16 protein-coding genes and 1 other RNA gene are annotated in these 13,897 nt (G+C 33.8%); 10 read left to right on the forward strand and 7 right to left on the reverse strand.

Annotation, left to right across the window (positions count from 1 at the left end):
- Complete coding sequence (locus FEZ18_RS11965) at window positions 1–456, forward strand: DUF5362 family protein (protein WP_153268533.1); 456 nt, start codon at window positions 1–3, stop codon at window positions 454–456.
- A 60-nt stretch (window positions 457–516) separates the two neighbouring features.
- Here the strand turns inward: FEZ18_RS11965 and FEZ18_RS11970 are convergent, their stop codons facing one another.
- Both FEZ18_RS11970 and FEZ18_RS11975 read right to left on the reverse strand, forming a co-directional pair.
- On the reverse strand, window positions 517–846 hold the full coding sequence (locus FEZ18_RS11970) for a CCC motif membrane protein (RefSeq protein ID WP_153268534.1): 330 nt from the start codon (window positions 844–846) through the stop codon (window positions 517–519).
- Window positions 847–855: 9 nt separating this feature from the next.
- On the reverse strand, window positions 856–1,146 hold the full coding sequence (locus FEZ18_RS11975) for a DUF2752 domain-containing protein (protein ID WP_153268535.1): 291 nt from the start codon (window positions 1,144–1,146) through the stop codon (window positions 856–858).
- A gap of 394 nt (window positions 1,147–1,540) precedes the next feature.
- Between FEZ18_RS11975 and FEZ18_RS11980 the strand changes: the two genes are divergently transcribed.
- Window positions 1,541–1,741 (forward strand): hypothetical protein, encoded by a 201-nt coding sequence (locus tag FEZ18_RS11980; protein WP_153268536.1) that lies wholly within the window; start codon window positions 1,541–1,543, stop codon window positions 1,739–1,741.
- A 2-nt stretch (window positions 1,742–1,743) separates the two neighbouring features.
- Window positions 1,744–2,307 carry a Smr/MutS family protein gene (locus FEZ18_RS11985; protein WP_153268537.1) on the forward strand — a complete coding sequence of 188 codons (564 nt, stop codon included), beginning with the start codon at window positions 1,744–1,746 and terminating at the stop codon, window positions 2,305–2,307.
- Here the strand turns inward: FEZ18_RS11985 and FEZ18_RS11990 are convergent.
- Window positions 2,304–3,260, reverse strand: a complete 957-nt coding sequence (locus FEZ18_RS11990; protein ID WP_228122746.1) for a hypothetical protein — start codon at window positions 3,258–3,260, stop codon at window positions 2,304–2,306. The two genes, FEZ18_RS11985 and FEZ18_RS11990, sit on opposite strands and share 4 nt — an antisense overlap.
- Window positions 3,261–3,331: 71 nt before the next feature.
- Between FEZ18_RS11990 and FEZ18_RS11995 the strand changes: the two genes are divergently transcribed.
- Window positions 3,332–4,477 carry a cysteine desulfurase family protein gene (locus FEZ18_RS11995; RefSeq protein WP_153268538.1) on the forward strand — a complete coding sequence of 382 codons (1,146 nt, stop codon included), beginning with the start codon at window positions 3,332–3,334 and terminating at the stop codon, window positions 4,475–4,477.
- Window positions 4,478–4,573: 96 nt separating this feature from the next.
- Here FEZ18_RS11995 and FEZ18_RS12000 read toward each other — a convergent pair whose 3' ends face one another.
- Window positions 4,574–6,259: a M23 family metallopeptidase gene (locus FEZ18_RS12000; protein ID WP_153268539.1), complete on the reverse strand. Its 1,686-nt coding sequence runs from the start codon at window positions 6,257–6,259 to the stop codon at window positions 4,574–4,576.
- 213 nt (window positions 6,260–6,472) lie between these two features.
- On the opposite strand from FEZ18_RS12000, the gene FEZ18_RS12005 reads away from it, so the two are divergent.
- The 4 genes from FEZ18_RS12005 (at window position 6,473) to rny (ending at window position 8,891) form a co-directional block, all read left to right on the forward strand.
- Entirely contained in the window at window positions 6,473–6,763 is a 291-nt protein-coding gene (locus FEZ18_RS12005) for a hypothetical protein (protein ID WP_153268540.1), read from the forward strand.
- Between the two features lie 15 nt (window positions 6,764–6,778).
- On the forward strand, window positions 6,779–7,072 hold the full coding sequence (locus FEZ18_RS12010; RefSeq protein WP_153268541.1) for a cell division protein ZapA: 294 nt from the start codon (window positions 6,779–6,781) through the stop codon (window positions 7,070–7,072).
- Window positions 7,073–7,130: 58 nt separating this feature from the next.
- A non-coding RNA gene (ssrS, locus tag FEZ18_RS12015) (6S RNA) lies at window positions 7,131–7,257 on the forward strand.
- A gap of 56 nt (window positions 7,258–7,313) precedes the next feature.
- Window positions 7,314–8,891 (forward strand): ribonuclease Y, encoded by a 1,578-nt coding sequence (gene rny / locus FEZ18_RS12020; RefSeq protein ID WP_153268542.1) that lies wholly within the window; start codon window positions 7,314–7,316, stop codon window positions 8,889–8,891.
- A gap of 240 nt (window positions 8,892–9,131) precedes the next feature.
- On the opposite strand, the gene xerD is transcribed toward rny, so the two are convergent.
- A complete protein-coding gene (gene xerD / locus FEZ18_RS12025; protein WP_153268543.1) occupies window positions 9,132–10,028 on the reverse strand; it encodes a site-specific tyrosine recombinase XerD in 897 nt (298 codons plus the stop codon).
- 175 nt (window positions 10,029–10,203) lie between these two features.
- Between xerD and FEZ18_RS12030 the strand changes: the two genes are divergently transcribed.
- Together FEZ18_RS12030 and aroQ are read left to right on the forward strand one after the other, a co-directional pair.
- Window positions 10,204–10,686: a hypothetical protein gene (locus FEZ18_RS12030; protein WP_194269477.1), complete on the forward strand. Its 483-nt coding sequence runs from the start codon at window positions 10,204–10,206 to the stop codon at window positions 10,684–10,686.
- Between the two features lie 242 nt (window positions 10,687–10,928).
- A complete protein-coding gene (aroQ, locus tag FEZ18_RS12035; RefSeq protein WP_153268544.1) occupies window positions 10,929–11,345 on the forward strand; it encodes a type II 3-dehydroquinate dehydratase in 417 nt (138 codons plus the stop codon).
- A 188-nt stretch (window positions 11,346–11,533) separates the two neighbouring features.
- Here aroQ and lpdA read toward each other — a convergent pair whose 3' ends face one another.
- Together lpdA and msrB are read right to left on the reverse strand one after the other, a co-directional pair.
- Window positions 11,534–12,910 carry a dihydrolipoyl dehydrogenase gene (gene lpdA, locus FEZ18_RS12040; RefSeq protein ID WP_153268545.1) on the reverse strand — a complete coding sequence of 459 codons (1,377 nt, stop codon included), beginning with the start codon at window positions 12,908–12,910 and terminating at the stop codon, window positions 11,534–11,536.
- 466 nt (window positions 12,911–13,376) lie between these two features.
- Entirely contained in the window at window positions 13,377–13,859 is a 483-nt protein-coding gene (msrB, locus tag FEZ18_RS12045; protein ID WP_153268546.1) for a peptide-methionine (R)-S-oxide reductase MsrB, read from the reverse strand.
- Window positions 13,860–13,897 lie beyond the last annotated feature (38 nt).

The raw sequence follows: 13,897 nt of genomic DNA on the forward strand, positions 1-13,897 counted from the left end.
ATGGCAGAAAAATCTATGTTTGAAGCTTTTGAGCTAGATATTAATCAGGATGTTAGAGCACTATTAAAAGAAACGTCTAATTGGACGTATTTTCTATCTCTTATCGGGTTTATAGGAATAGCATTTATGTTTTTTTTGGGGTTGTTTTTTACGATTTTTATGGGAACTGGAGTGCTAAACAATAGTGATCTATATGGGAACATGGGGTTCTCGATGGGGTATTTAGGATTGGTATATGTAGTTCTGGCTGTGGTGTATGCGCTTCCAGTATATTACTTGTTTAATTTTTCAAGAAAGATGAAGAGTGCTTTGCGCCAATCCAATACTACAGATTTTAAATTAGCCATTTCCAGTTTAAAATCGCACTACAAATTCATGGGAATATTTACTATAATTATTATTAGTTTATATCTAATAATAATTATAGCAAGTTTATTCACAGTATTTATATTTTAAAAACTGTGAGATTAATTATCATAAAAAGCGATCGATCGATCGCTTTTTATGATAATTTTTTTAGCCCATATATTCTAGCATTCGCTCTTGCAGAAGCTCTTGATCTTGCAGGGCGTCCCAGCCAAAAGTGGCTACTAGCCAAGCAACAAATAGTAGATATAGAACACTTAATACAATACCTATGATGGCTAAGATGCGTCCTGTCGTCACATTGCTATAACCAGAATATTGTTCTGGGTTTTCGGCATAAATTTTAGAGGCTTTATTCGCTAAAACCAACGCTATAACACCAAGTGCTATACCAACTACACCATAACAACAGCAGGTAACTATCGATGCGATTCCAAAAACGAGTATCAGTGTTGCATTAGGTAATTTTGTTTGTTCCATATTCTAGTTTTATTTGATTAAAAATGTTTTACTTACAAAATGTACTACTATAATAATGACGTTTATAATAGCTAAAAAAAATATTATTTTATTGCTGTATTTAAAATTCTTAAACACGTTTATCGCGATAACTACAAAAAGTACCATGAGAGAGTAAATAGCAGGATGCATATTAAAAGCTGCGGTGAATTCTCCTTCTAAGACTAAAGAAAATGCGCGTTGCATACCACAACCCATACAATCTAAACCAAAAAGTTTTTTATTTAAACAAGGAAGCATGTACTCTTCTATTGCTGACATGACATTTTTTTTATCAAATTTAAAAAAAAATGTGAGTAAACCCTGTGTTTTATAAATTATTTGATGGTCTATAAAGTATCATTCATCTAAAAATTACTCGCGTGTAATGATATTTCTCTTTTCTTCATAAAAACAATTTTTTATTTTTCGTAAATCAGCTTAATCTGCTAGGCAATTCTGTTGGGTGCTACAATTGTTTTCCGCAGACTACGAAGAATATCGCAATGTTTTACAAATATGATAAAAAACGAATGCACAAATAATTAGCTATACTTTATTTAAGACGAAATAATAAAAACAATTTCAATAGTCATAAATAGTATATTTGCAGAAATGTAACCGTACAATCTATTTTTTTTCTGTAGCTTGTAGTGGATGATAAGATTATAATCTAATGAAGTATTTTAACTATATATTAATAATTTTAGGAGCTATTATTGCTATATATTCGAAGGCTGGTGCCAATCAAAATCAATATGTGTTAATTGGCGGAATTGTGTTATTAATGGTTGGTGTTTATCGAATTTCCAGAAATATTCCGAGTAAAAATGCAGACGAGATTGATGAGGATAATACAAATAATAAAGAAGACTAATTATGAATTTTGAATTAGACGATGCGGTATTGGTTATAGATGAAGACTTATCTGGAAAAATAAAAAAAATAAGTGGTCATGTTATAACTATTGAAACTACAGATGGATTTTTGTTAGATTTTGCTGCTGATGAATTGGTTAAGTTTAAGCCTGATAAAACCATAAAGCGGGAGCTGTTTACGCATGCTAATATTGAAACTGTCATCTCAGAAAAAGAGCAATCTAAAAAGAAATCTATAAAAAAGACAAAAGCCAAAGCACGTTACGAACCCACTATGGAAGTGGATTTACATATTCATCACTTGGTAAAATCGTCAAAAGGAATGACAAATCACGACATGCTAACCCTGCAATTAGATACAGCTAGGCGGCAATTGGAATTTGCCATAAAAAACCGCATTCAGAAAATTGTTTTTATCCATGGTGTTGGAGAAGGCGTTTTAAAAACAGAATTAGATTATCTTTTTGGGCGATATAATAATGTGAAATTCTACGATGCCAATTACCAAAAATATGGTTTAGGCGCCACCGAAGTTTACATCTATCAAAATGTGCCCGTAAATTAATTAAATGCCGGAGTAACTGTTCTGGTGCTTATTGTTTTACTATTAGTGAGTTGTCCGAAATCTAGAAAGTCTTGCGATAAAATATCTAAATTTATGTCTGTTAGTTGCAGTGTAACAATATACGTTTTACCAATAGTATGCGCTCTGTAAGCTGTGGCTGGTATAACATTGGCAACGTCCTTATTTAGGTAATCTGGACCAATATCGCTGTTTGTAATATCGTTTGTAGGATTTTGATCTTGAGAATTATTTTCTTCATCTCTTGTTTTTACACCATCACCATCATCATCGTCGTCTAAATAATTAGGTATGCCGTCGCCGTCGGTGTCATCATTGGTAAAATCGCCATCACCATTTAAATCTTCATCTTTAGTTAACACGTTGTCGCCATCATCATCGGCGTCTAAATAGTTTGGTATACCATCACCATCAGTATCATCGTTATCTAGGTTTCCGTCACCATTAATATCTTCTAAGGCGGCAGGAATCCCATCATTATCATCTTCAACCAAAGTTACGGTAATTACAGCATTAGTATTTGTACTCTCGTAATCATTAATTATTGTAATGTTAGACGGTGGTACAGCGTTGCAAAACAAGTCGCTGCCTGAGATATCATCATTGTTGTAGGTTCTGTAGTTAAAAACATTATTAAGCTTAGTTATAGTCGTGTCTTTACCTTTAAAGTCGAAAATTTGGTCTAGAGTTAAAGATTTAATAACGACTGAAAGCGATTCAGAAGGGCTATTTTTTGTTTTGTAAAACACTAAATCTGATGTCCCACAAGTTAGTGCACTAAACTCATTTTCAAAATCTAATTCAATATCAATAACATCACCATCGTTACAAGACAAAAAGGCGGTGAAGCTAAGTGTTATTAGGGCAAAATATAATTTACGCATGGGTTTTGGTTTTAAAACAAAAGTATAGAATTGTATTTTATAACGTATCATATTGCTAATAATTTTATTTAAAGTATTTTTGAGCTTTTTAACACCAACCTTAGTTACCAAATTTTTATTTTATGAAGACTTTCTATTTCGATAATGCAGCAACTACTAAAATGCGTGACGAAGTTATTGATAAAATGACTCAGGCCATGAAAGCTAACTACGGTAATGCTTCATCATCACATAGCTTTGGAAGAGCATCTAAAACCTTAATTGAAAAATCTAGAAAAACAATTGCAAGTTATCTAAACGCTTCTCCTAGCGAAATAGTGTTTACTTCGGGAGGCACAGAGGCCGATAATTTAGTCTTGTTAAGTGCCGTTCGTGATTTAAAGGTTGAGCATATTATTACTTCCAAAATTGAACATCATGCCGTTTTACATACGGTAGAGCAACTTGAAAAAGAATATAATGTAACGGTTAGTTATGTGAATATTACCAGTAATGGAAGTGTAGATTATGCACATTTAGAAACGCTGCTTCATACTTCAAAAAAAACTTTGGTTAGTTTAATGCATATTAATAACGAAATAGGTAATGTTCTAGACTTAAAAAAAGTAAGCGATTTGTGCCAGGCTAACCAGGCTTTATTTCACAGTGATACGGTGCAATCTATTGGGCATTATAAACTCGATTTACAAGCAGTAAAAATAGATTTTCTTGCTGCAGCAGCGCATAAATTTCACGGTCCAAAAGGTATTGGGTTTGTTTTTATTAGAAAAAACTCTGGTTTAAGATCTTTAATTTTTGGAGGAGAACAAGAGCGCGGTATTAGAGCAGGCACCGAATGTGTACATAATATTGTAGGTCAAGAAGTGGCTTTAAAAATGGCCTATGATAATTTAGAAAAAGAGACTGCGTACATTAAATCTTTAAAGCAGTATTTTATAACAGAACTTAAAAGAAAATTCCCTTTAGTTAAATTTAATGGTTATTCTGGCGACCTAGAAAAAAGCACGTATACTCTCGTTAATGTTTGTTTGCCCGTGGCCCCAGAAAAGGCAGCTATGTTATTGTTTCAATTAGATTTAAAAGGAATTGCCTGTTCTAAGGGTAGTGCTTGCCAGAGTGGAAGCGCAAAAGGTTCTCATGTATTATCAGAAATTTTAAGTGATGATGACATGGCAAAGCCATCCATCAGATTTTCGTTTAGCATTTATAATACCAAGGAAGAAATAGATTATGTAATTGATGTTTTAAGCGAGTTTGTCACGCATTAAAATTTGTTATAAGTCGCTTAGTACGGTTAATCTTGATTTTTTTTTTGAGCGAATCAAGCCTGTTGTTCTGTTCATGTAGAAAAGGAGATTATTAATTTATTTTCTGTAAAACATGCTTTCAAAAGTAGCGCTATTGCCAACGTTGTCGGTAACAATTAGTTTTAAATTGTTTTTAGTTTCGCTAATTAAACCGTCGTTAAAATCGTGAGTTAAGGTCTTTGTCTTGTAATCGTACTCCATTAAAATCCATTTACCGTTTACTGTAGCTCTGTAGTTTGATATTCCAGAAAGGCTATCGTCAATTTTAATTTTTAAAAATCTAAAATTACTGAGCCACTGGCCCTTTTTAAAGTTAATAGGGGTGATGGTTGGGTTTTCGGTGTCGGTAGCAAGTGCAAACGTGCCCAATGTTCTCGAATACGTTGTTAATACGTTGTCTTTACGTTTGGTTTTGGAATATGCTGGGAATTTATTGTGCCCTATCAATTTAGCGATATATAATTTCCTTTTATCGGCATCGGAATAGCTACTTACATCAAAACTAATTTGAAAATTCTTTTTTGTCGGGATGATATCTTCGTGTAAAAATAAAGTGTCGTTTTTCACCTTGAAATCCAAATAAAAATCATCATAAAACGTATTTTTATTAAAGGTGACTAAAACTTTCCCTTTTTTTAAAGTTGTTGTTTCGTTATTATTAATGAAATAAGGACTTGTTTTTTCCGGTTCTGGTGTATTTACTTTGTTTTTTTTACCCTCTATATTAATGGTTACCCAAGCGTTATTTTGTTTAAAATCGCTAACTTTTATTTTAAAAACAGAATGCGTGCTATCTTGAATAAATAAAACACCATCGTTTAAAACATTTTTATATAAGCTTAACGGTTGGTATGGTTTAAACAGCTTTTGTATGCGTTTTTTTTTAGATTTATAATGTTCATAATCAATAAGCCTATTAATATGTTTGGTTTCTCCAAAAGAAAATTTACTAAAATCAAGCTCGAAATTTTTTCTACCATTAATGAAGCTCTGGATGTTGTAAACCCCATTTTTATTTGCTGCTAAGTCTAATCGATCGATAGTTTCAACACCAAAACCTATGTGCCCATAGGCTTCAATATTTTCAACATTATAATCTCCGTTTTGCAAGGGGATTAAACGCAGTTTTTTTCTCGAATTAGAATTGTTAATAAAAGATTTATCATCAAGAGGATACGCGTAAACGGAGTACACAAAAGGGTTTATAGAATCTTTAATATCTATGCCAAATAAAAGTGGGTTAATAGGATGTTGATTTTTATCGCGAATTTCGAAATGTAAGTGCGGGCCACCAGAACCTCCCGTATTTCCGCTTAAAGCGACCATGTCACCTTTTTCTATTTTTAAATCTCCAGCTGTGGGGAATAACTCGATCTCGAAAGTTTCTTTTTGGTATTGATTCTTTTTGACGTATGCTTCAATCTCGGGCGAAAATTTATTTAAATGAGCATAAACCGTAGTGTACCCGTTAGGATGCGTAATGTATAAGGCTTTCCCATAGCCAAAATGCGAAACTTTTATTCTACTCACAAAACCTCCAGCCGCCGCATATACGTTTAAACCTACACGCTGTTGAGTTTTTATATCCAGACCAGCATGAAAGTGATTAGATCGTAGCTCTGCAAAAGTACCCGAGAGTATTAACGGTATGCCTAAAGGGCTTCCAAAATAGTCTTGCGGATAGTTGTTTTGCGCTAAAGCACTAGTAGAAATGGCTACAAAAAAAAAGAATATTAATCGCATATCTAGAAATTACTAATTGTTTTGATATTGAGCTGGTGCTGAATGGTTTTTGCGCTAAAATATCAATTTGGTATTAATAAGCCAAGTTAAAATAAAAATCAGGGCTAGGAATTGGTTTTAAATAATAACGAAATATTTAAAATTTTATTAAAAAACTGTTGTAACTTAAACAAAGGTGTGTTAACTTTGTAATATAAGTATTGAGATTTGAAGATGAGTAATATTGAAGATGTAGTTGGTTCTTTAGAAGATAAAATTGGTAAAATTTTAGAAAAATTAGAGCGTTTAGAACAAGCTAATTTAAAATTAAATAATGAGCTACTATCTTTAAAGCAAGAGCTTCTTAATAAAAATGAACAATTCGTCATTTTAGAAGAAAAACATGAAGCGCTTAAAATGACAAATGCAATACTTGGTAGTGACGAAAATAAAAGAGAAACAAAGCTTAAAATAAACGCATTAATTAGAGAAATAGACCATTGCATTGTGCAACTGTCGGATTAGTGTGCGATAGATGACATGTCAGAAAAGCTCAAAATAAAGCTGTCGATTGCAAATCGTGTTTACCCATTAACTATTGAGCCTAGCCAAGAAGAGGGGTTGCGAAAAGCTGCAAAAAATATCGATGTTATGATAAAGCAGTTTGAAAAAAGCTATTCTGTAAGAGATAAACAAGATGTACTAGCCATGTGTGCTTTACAATTTGCTTCTCAAGTTGAACAAAAATCTATTGAGAAAGCAAGTGTAAACGAGCATATAGAAAACAAAATAAAGGCTTTAAATGATTTGCTTGATAAACATTTAATCTCTTAAAACGTTCTTTAAAATAGACTAAAAAGTTACTGCCTACATTGGTTATTTTTTTTGATGAACTCAACGTTAATTCTTTAAAAAGGGTGAGTTTAAGTTGTAAAAGCATGCTGCTACTATTATTAATTTAATAGTTCGAGCAGACCCTTGATCAGCTTGTTAGCCCTAAACTTGTTTTTAAGGAGTTTATACAAAACTTTATACCGATGTAGGCTTTTTTATATATTTAAACCAACTAACAAAAATGGAAATTGACACAATAATATCAATAGTAGGAGGTCTGCTATTAGGGCTAATATTAGGTTTTATAATCGCAAAAATTCTAGAAAAAAATAAAGCTTCAAAATTAATCGCTACGGCAAAACGAAATGCTACTAGTATAATTAGAGAAGCTAAAAAAGAAGGCGAAAGCATAAAAAAAGATAAAATTCTTCAGGCCAAAGAAAAATTTATAGAGCTAAAAGCTGAGCATGAGAAAGTTATTTTATCTCGAGATAAAAAGATTTCAGAGACAGAAAAACGCACGCGCGATAAAGAATCTCAGTTGTCTAGTGAGCTTTCGAAAACTAAAAAACTTAACGATGTCATTGAGGCAAAGCAAAAAGATTATAGTTTTAGACTTGATGTTTTAGAAAAGAAGCAACAAGAACTCGACAAACTTCATAAAAGTAAAGTGCAACAACTGGAAGTCATTTCTAGTCTGTCTGCCGAAGAAGCTAAAGCACAACTTATTGAATCTTTAAAAGGCCAAGCTCAAAACGATGCCATGGCGTTTATTCAAAACGCGATGGAAGAAGCAAAAATGACGGCTCAGCAAGACGCAAAAAAAATTATAATAAATACCATTCAACGCATTGGTACAGAGGAAGCTGTAGATAATTGTGTGTCTGTTTTTAATATCGAATCAGACGATGTTAAAGGACGTATAATTGGGCGTGAAGGTCGAAATATTCGAGCTATTGAAGCAGCTACAGGTGTCGAGATTATTGTTGATGATACCCCCGAAGCCATTATATTATCTTGTTTTGATTCTGTTCGAAGAGAAGTGGCTAGGTTGTCATTACATAAATTAGTAACCGATGGGAGAATTCACCCCGCTCGAATTGAGGAAATTGTGAATAAGACCCAAAAGCAAATCGAACAGGAAATAATTGAAGTTGGTAAGCGTACGGTTATAGATTTAGGAATTCATAACTTACATCCGGAGCTTATTAAAATGGTGGGACGAATGAAATATCGATCGTCTTATGGTCAAAACCTCTTGCAGCACTCGCGTGAAGTTGCAAAACTTTGTGGTGTTATGGCAGCAGAACTCGGACTAAATCCTAAATTGGCCAAACGTGCTGGTTTACTGCATGATATCGGTAAAGTTCCCGATGCCGAAGTCGATATGGAAACACCTCATGCTATTCTTGGTATGCAATGGGCAGAAAAGTATAACGAAAAACGTGACGTTTGTAATGCCATTGGGGCTCACCACGACGAAATTGAAATGACCTCGTTATTAGCGCCAATTGTGCAGGTTTGTGATGCCATTTCTGGTGCTCGTCCTGGTGCAAGACGACAAGTTTTAGATAGCTATATTCAACGTTTAAAAGATTTAGAAGAGATTGCCGTTGGCTTTCAAGGTGTAAAGAAAGCCTATGCGATTCAAGCGGGTAGAGAGTTGCGTGTTATTGTTGAAAGTGAAAAAGTAGACGACCAAAAAGCTGCCGATCTATCGTTTAGTATCTCGCAAAAAGTACAAACAGATATGACTTATCCAGGGCAAGTTAAAGTGACCGTAATTAGAGAAACTAGAGCGGTTAATATTGCCAAATAGACCAAATTAAATATAACGAAAAATCCAGTTTAAACTGGATTTTTATCTTTTTATAAAATCGCGATCACATCGTATACCAATTTAATTTTGAAATGGCGTATGGCTAATTTAGTATTAATCGTTCAATTATACTGAGAATAGGCCAACGACTATATTTTTAATAAAAAGGGTTTCTCGAGGAAACGATTTAGTTTTTATGGATTGTAATTGATTATTGTCGTTTCTTGAATGATGTATTTTTTACTTTCTTGGATGAAACTTCTTTACAACTTCAGTTAAATGACTTTTATCCAAATGCACGTAAACTTCAGTAGTTGTAATGCTTTCATGTCCTAGCATAAGTTGAATGGAACGCAAATCTGCGTTGTTTTGTAATAAATGTGTTGCAAAAGAATGTCTAAAGGTGTGTGGAGAAATGTTCTTTTTTAAACCAATTTTTTCTGCAAGTTGCTTAATAATTGTAAAAATCATGGCTCGTGTTAATTGTTTACCACGTCTGTTTAAAAACAAGGTGTCTTCAAAACCAGCCTGAATATTAATATGGTTTCTTACTTCCGTCCTATAAATATTAATATATTTTTGAGTTATTGGCACAATGGGCACAAAGCGTTGTTTATCGCCTTTACCAGTTACTTTAATAAAGCCTTCATCAAAAAATAAATCTGATAATTTAAGAGTTACCAGTTCACTAACGCGTAAGCCACAACCATAAAGGGTTTCTAATATTGCACGGTTACGTTCCCCTTGTGGTTTTGTTAAATCGATAGCATTAATTAGGCTATCTATTTCTGCTTCAGATAACACGTCTGGTAATTTTCTGCCTATTTTAGGGGATTCAATCAATTCTAGTGGGTTGGTTTCTCTGTAATCCTCAAAAATCAAATAATTAAAAAAACTTCTCAAACCTGAAATTATTCGGGATTGTGAGCGCGCATTCACATGTTTAGCAGTGTCATAAATAAATTGTTGTACAATCTCTGGAGTGATAGAAATAGGAGACAAGCTCATGTTATTTTCTTCCAGAAAAAGAATCAATTTTTTAATATCAAGGGCATAACTGTCAATAGAGTTTTGCGATAACCCACGTTCTATTTTCAGGTATAATTGATAGTCTTTAAGTGCGTGTTCCCATTTCATTTCGCAAAAATAAAGTATGTTGTGGTTTTAAGAGTTACTAATATATTGAAATTAATAGTTTTGTTTTTTAACGATCAAAATTTCGGTGTTTGTTTTAAGAGACAACAAACACTACTTTTTTTTATATCATTATTATAGTCTAGATTTGTTTATTAATTAATAAAACAAATCTATTATGAGAAAATTATTTTTATGTGCTGCAATTGCAGTACTGGGAATAACAAGTGTTAATGCACAGGAGTTTAAAGCGGCTGTTAACGCAGGATTAATTACTGGAGATGCTAGCGATTTTTATTCTTTTAATTTAACGTTAGATGCAGCTTATCTATGGGAAGTTTTAGATCAAGTACAAGTTGGTGTGGCATCGGGCTATTCGCACTCTTTTGCTAAAGAGATAGCAGGTTTTAAAGGAGACGATGTTAGTTTTTTACCACTAGCTGCAGCAGGACGTCTTGCACTTTCTGAAAGCTTTGCTTTTGGCGCAGACCTTGGGTATGCTATAGGGCTTAATGACGGTAATGATGGTGGTTTTTATTATGCGCCAAGAATTCAATATGGAGTTAGCGAATCTATAGATATTGTAGCTAAATATACGGGTGTGAGCCGTGATGGGGGAACTTTTAATACTATTACTTTAGGTATAGAATTTGGTTTATAGTTCTTGTATACCATGTGATACCAATTTAACCATATAAAGTCGTAATAAATAGCTTCTTTTTTGCTTACTTTTTATCAAAAATAATTACCGTAACGATGCTATGCTATTTATTTTTCAATTCAATTAATCAAAAAATAATTCAATTTATTTGCACGACATTACAAAGTTAAATTAGTATTATTTTTAGAAAAAGGGAGCTCAGGCTTCCTTTTTTTATCTCTAAATTTTAATATATTTGGCACATGAAAAAACTAATCATTATTAATGGACCAAACTTAAATCTCCTCGGAAAGCGAGAAACAAATATTTATGGAAATTTGTCGTTTACAGAGTTCTTTGAGCAAGTAAAAGAAAAGTATTCTCAGGTGGAAATAGACTATTTTCATTCGAATATCGAAGGGGAAATTATTGACAAATTACAAGAGGTTGGTTTCAGTTATGATGGTATAATTCTCAATGCTGCGGCTTATACGCACACTTCAGTAGGTATTGGCGATGCAGTTAAGGCTATTGAAACTCCTGTAGTTGAAGTGCACATTTCTAACACGTTTAATAGGGAAGAGTTTAGGCACCAGTCTTTTATTTCTCCAAATGCTAAAGGCGTCATTCTTGGTTTTGGTTTGCAAAGTTACGAGTTGGCGATACAGAGTTTTTTTTAAGCCTCACCAAACCTGCCCTGCGGAGTGGAGATACGCCACTATGGTGTTTAAATTTTAAAAAACTTGGCAATGGTTCCTGCTTTTTTGGTAATAAAAAATGCGATTCTCCTCATAATCATTAGGAGAATCGCATTTTTTTATCCAAGTAAGAATTTCTCCTCTTCGGAGAAGCTCGGTAGGGCTTTTTTCTACAAATGTATCACCTCGCCATAAGCATCGGCAACAGCTTCCATAACCGCTTCGCTCATTGTAGGATGCGGATGCACCGTTTTTAACACTTCATGCCCCGTGGTTTCAAGTTTTCTGCCTAAAACTGCTTCGGCAATCATGTCGGTAACGCCAGCACCAATCATGTGGCAGCCTAACCATTCGCCATATTTAGCATCAAAAATAACTTTTACAAAACCATCTTTTGTACCAGCAGCACTTGCTTTTCCAGAGGCAGAAAATGGAAATTTACCAACTTTAATATCTAAGCCCTTATCTCTAGCCTGTTTTTCGGTTAAACCTACCGATGCAATTTCTGGAGAGGCATAGGTACAGCCTGGAATGTTTCCGTAATCTAAAGGTTCAACTTGTTGTCCTGCAATTTTTTCAACACACAAAATACCTTCTGCAGAAGCGACATGGGCTAAGGCTTGACCCGGCGTAACATCGCCAATGGCATAATATCCAGGAATGTTGGTTTGGTAAAAATCGTTAACCAAAATTTTATCTTTATCTACCACAATACCCACATCTTCTAAACCAATATTTTCAATATTCGATTTTATCCCAACGGCAGATAGAATAATATCAGCTTCAAGTACTTCTTCACCTTTTTTGGTTTTTACGGTAGCTTTCACACCTTTACCAGAAGTATCTACTTTTGTAACCTCAGACGATGTCATTATTTTAATGCCACTTTTCTTGAAAGAACGCTTTAATTGGTTCGAAACATCTTCATCTTCAACAGGGACAATATTTGGTAAATATTCTACAATGGTCACTTCAGTGCCCATGGCATTATAAAAATAAGCAAACTCTACGCCAATAGCGCCAGAACCCACTACAATCATTTTTTTAGGCTGACTTTTCAAGGTCATCGCATCTCTGTAGCCAATAACTTTTTTACCGTCTTGAGGCAAGCTAGGTAATTCACGAGAACGCGCTCCAGTAGCAATAATAATATGGTCGGCACTATATTCTTTACCATCAACATCAATCTTTTTCCCAGCTTTTAGCTTGCCAAAACCGTCTATGACATCAATTTTATTTTTTTTCAATAAAAATTGTACCCCTTTGCTCATACCGTCGGCAACATTCCTGCTGCGTTTTACAACGGCATCAAAATCTTTATCGAATTCTTTTACAGTTAAACCGTAATCTTCGGCATGCTTAAGATATTCAAAAACCTGTGCAGATTTCAGTAAAGCTTTGGTGGGGATACAGCCCCAATTTAAGCATACACCACCTAGGTTTTCCTTTTCAATAATGGCAGTTTTAAAACCTAATTGAGAGGCTCTAATAGCTGCAACGTATCCACCTGGACCGCTTCCAAGAACTATAATATCGTATTTACTCATGAGTTGTTTTTAGAGAACGAATTTACAAAATCGATTTTGATTTATGAATTTACAACTCTATAAATCTTAATAAATTGTAGAGTTACAGTCCTGATTTGTTTTATAAATATCGCGTTTATTTGTAGTTCGAGACTTGCTTTTACAGGGTTTATGTTTGGGCGAGTTGCCAAAAAAGGCAAACAGGCTTTCCATTATATCTTTTTAAAACCCCAAAACAAGGTGGTTCTATAGTGTGTTTTTGCTAATTCCGTTTTCTCGGTTCAATAATAAGTCGACTAAGTTTTAAAAAGGATGCCATTTCAATCCTTCTCGCGGGCTAGTTTGCTAACTTATAGTTTTCAAGTTAATTGGCTTTCTTTGCTAACTTCATTTTCTTTTAAATTCGGCACATCTAAATTAAAATCCATCTAAAGATCAGTTGTTTTTTTACAAATTATGATGACTTAAGAGTTTAAAATGTCATATTTTAATCGTCTGCAACAAATTTTAATGCAGCACCATTAACACAATGCCTTTGGCCTGTTGTGTTTTTAGGGCCATCGTTAAATACATGACCTAAATGACCGCCACAGGTGGCACAATGCTCTTCGGTTCTCGTGTAACCTAATTTATGGTCTGTCGAAAACCCCACGTTCCCTTTAATTTCTCTGTCAAAACTTGGCCAACCAGAACCAGAATCGTATTTATGCTCACTTTTAAACAAAGGAGTGTTACAAGCGGCACAGTGGTAGGTGCCTTTTGTATAATTGTTGTTTAGTGGGCTGGAAAATGCGGATTCGGTGCCCGATTGTCTTAAAACATAAAATTCTAATTCAGATAATTGTGCCTTCCATTCATTTTCAGTTTTTGTTATCTTAAATACTTTAGATTCTTCTTTTTCAGATTTTTGAGCGTTACTATTACAATTAAATAATACAAGCGTAAAACACAAAACGATTAAATTTTTCATAGTTATTTTTAGTTTCTTTATTCAGTCGAAAAAAATTA

Origin of the sequence: Oceanihabitans sp. IOP_32 (assembly GCF_009498295.1) — a bacterium.
GTDB lineage: Bacteria > Bacteroidota > Bacteroidia > Flavobacteriales > Flavobacteriaceae > Wocania > Wocania indica.

Excerpts from the sequence above, each read along its gene's own strand:
- FEZ18_RS11965 (WP_153268533.1), top strand. The coding sequence starts at position 1 with ATGGCAGAAAAATCTATGTTTGAAGCTTTTGAGCTAGATATTAATCAG.
- FEZ18_RS11970 (WP_153268534.1), bottom strand. The coding sequence starts at position 846 with ATGGAACAAACAAAATTACCTAATGCAACACTGATACTCGTTTTTGGA.
- FEZ18_RS11975 (WP_153268535.1), bottom strand. The coding sequence starts at position 1,146 with ATGTCAGCAATAGAAGAGTACATGCTTCCTTGTTTAAATAAAAAACTT.
- FEZ18_RS11980 (WP_153268536.1), top strand. The coding sequence starts at position 1,541 with ATGAAGTATTTTAACTATATATTAATAATTTTAGGAGCTATTATTGCT.
- FEZ18_RS11985 (WP_153268537.1), top strand. The coding sequence starts at position 1,744 with ATGAATTTTGAATTAGACGATGCGGTATTGGTTATAGATGAAGACTTA.
- FEZ18_RS11990 (WP_228122746.1), bottom strand. The coding sequence starts at position 3,260 with ATGATACGTTATAAAATACAATTCTATACTTTTGTTTTAAAACCAAAA.
- FEZ18_RS11995 (WP_153268538.1), top strand. The coding sequence starts at position 3,332 with ATGAAGACTTTCTATTTCGATAATGCAGCAACTACTAAAATGCGTGAC.
- FEZ18_RS12000 (WP_153268539.1), bottom strand. The coding sequence starts at position 6,259 with ATGCGATTAATATTCTTTTTTTTTGTAGCCATTTCTACTAGTGCTTTA.
- FEZ18_RS12005 (WP_153268540.1), top strand. The coding sequence starts at position 6,473 with ATGAGTAATATTGAAGATGTAGTTGGTTCTTTAGAAGATAAAATTGGT.
- FEZ18_RS12010 (WP_153268541.1), top strand. The coding sequence starts at position 6,779 with ATGTCAGAAAAGCTCAAAATAAAGCTGTCGATTGCAAATCGTGTTTAC.
- rny (WP_153268542.1), top strand. The coding sequence starts at position 7,314 with ATGGAAATTGACACAATAATATCAATAGTAGGAGGTCTGCTATTAGGG.
- xerD (WP_153268543.1), bottom strand. The coding sequence starts at position 10,028 with ATGAAATGGGAACACGCACTTAAAGACTATCAATTATACCTGAAAATA.
- FEZ18_RS12030 (WP_194269477.1), top strand. The coding sequence starts at position 10,204 with ATGAGAAAATTATTTTTATGTGCTGCAATTGCAGTACTGGGAATAACA.
- aroQ (WP_153268544.1), top strand. The coding sequence starts at position 10,929 with ATGAAAAAACTAATCATTATTAATGGACCAAACTTAAATCTCCTCGGA.
- lpdA (WP_153268545.1), bottom strand. The coding sequence starts at position 12,910 with ATGAGTAAATACGATATTATAGTTCTTGGAAGCGGTCCAGGTGGATAC.
- msrB (WP_153268546.1), bottom strand. The coding sequence starts at position 13,859 with ATGAAAAATTTAATCGTTTTGTGTTTTACGCTTGTATTATTTAATTGT.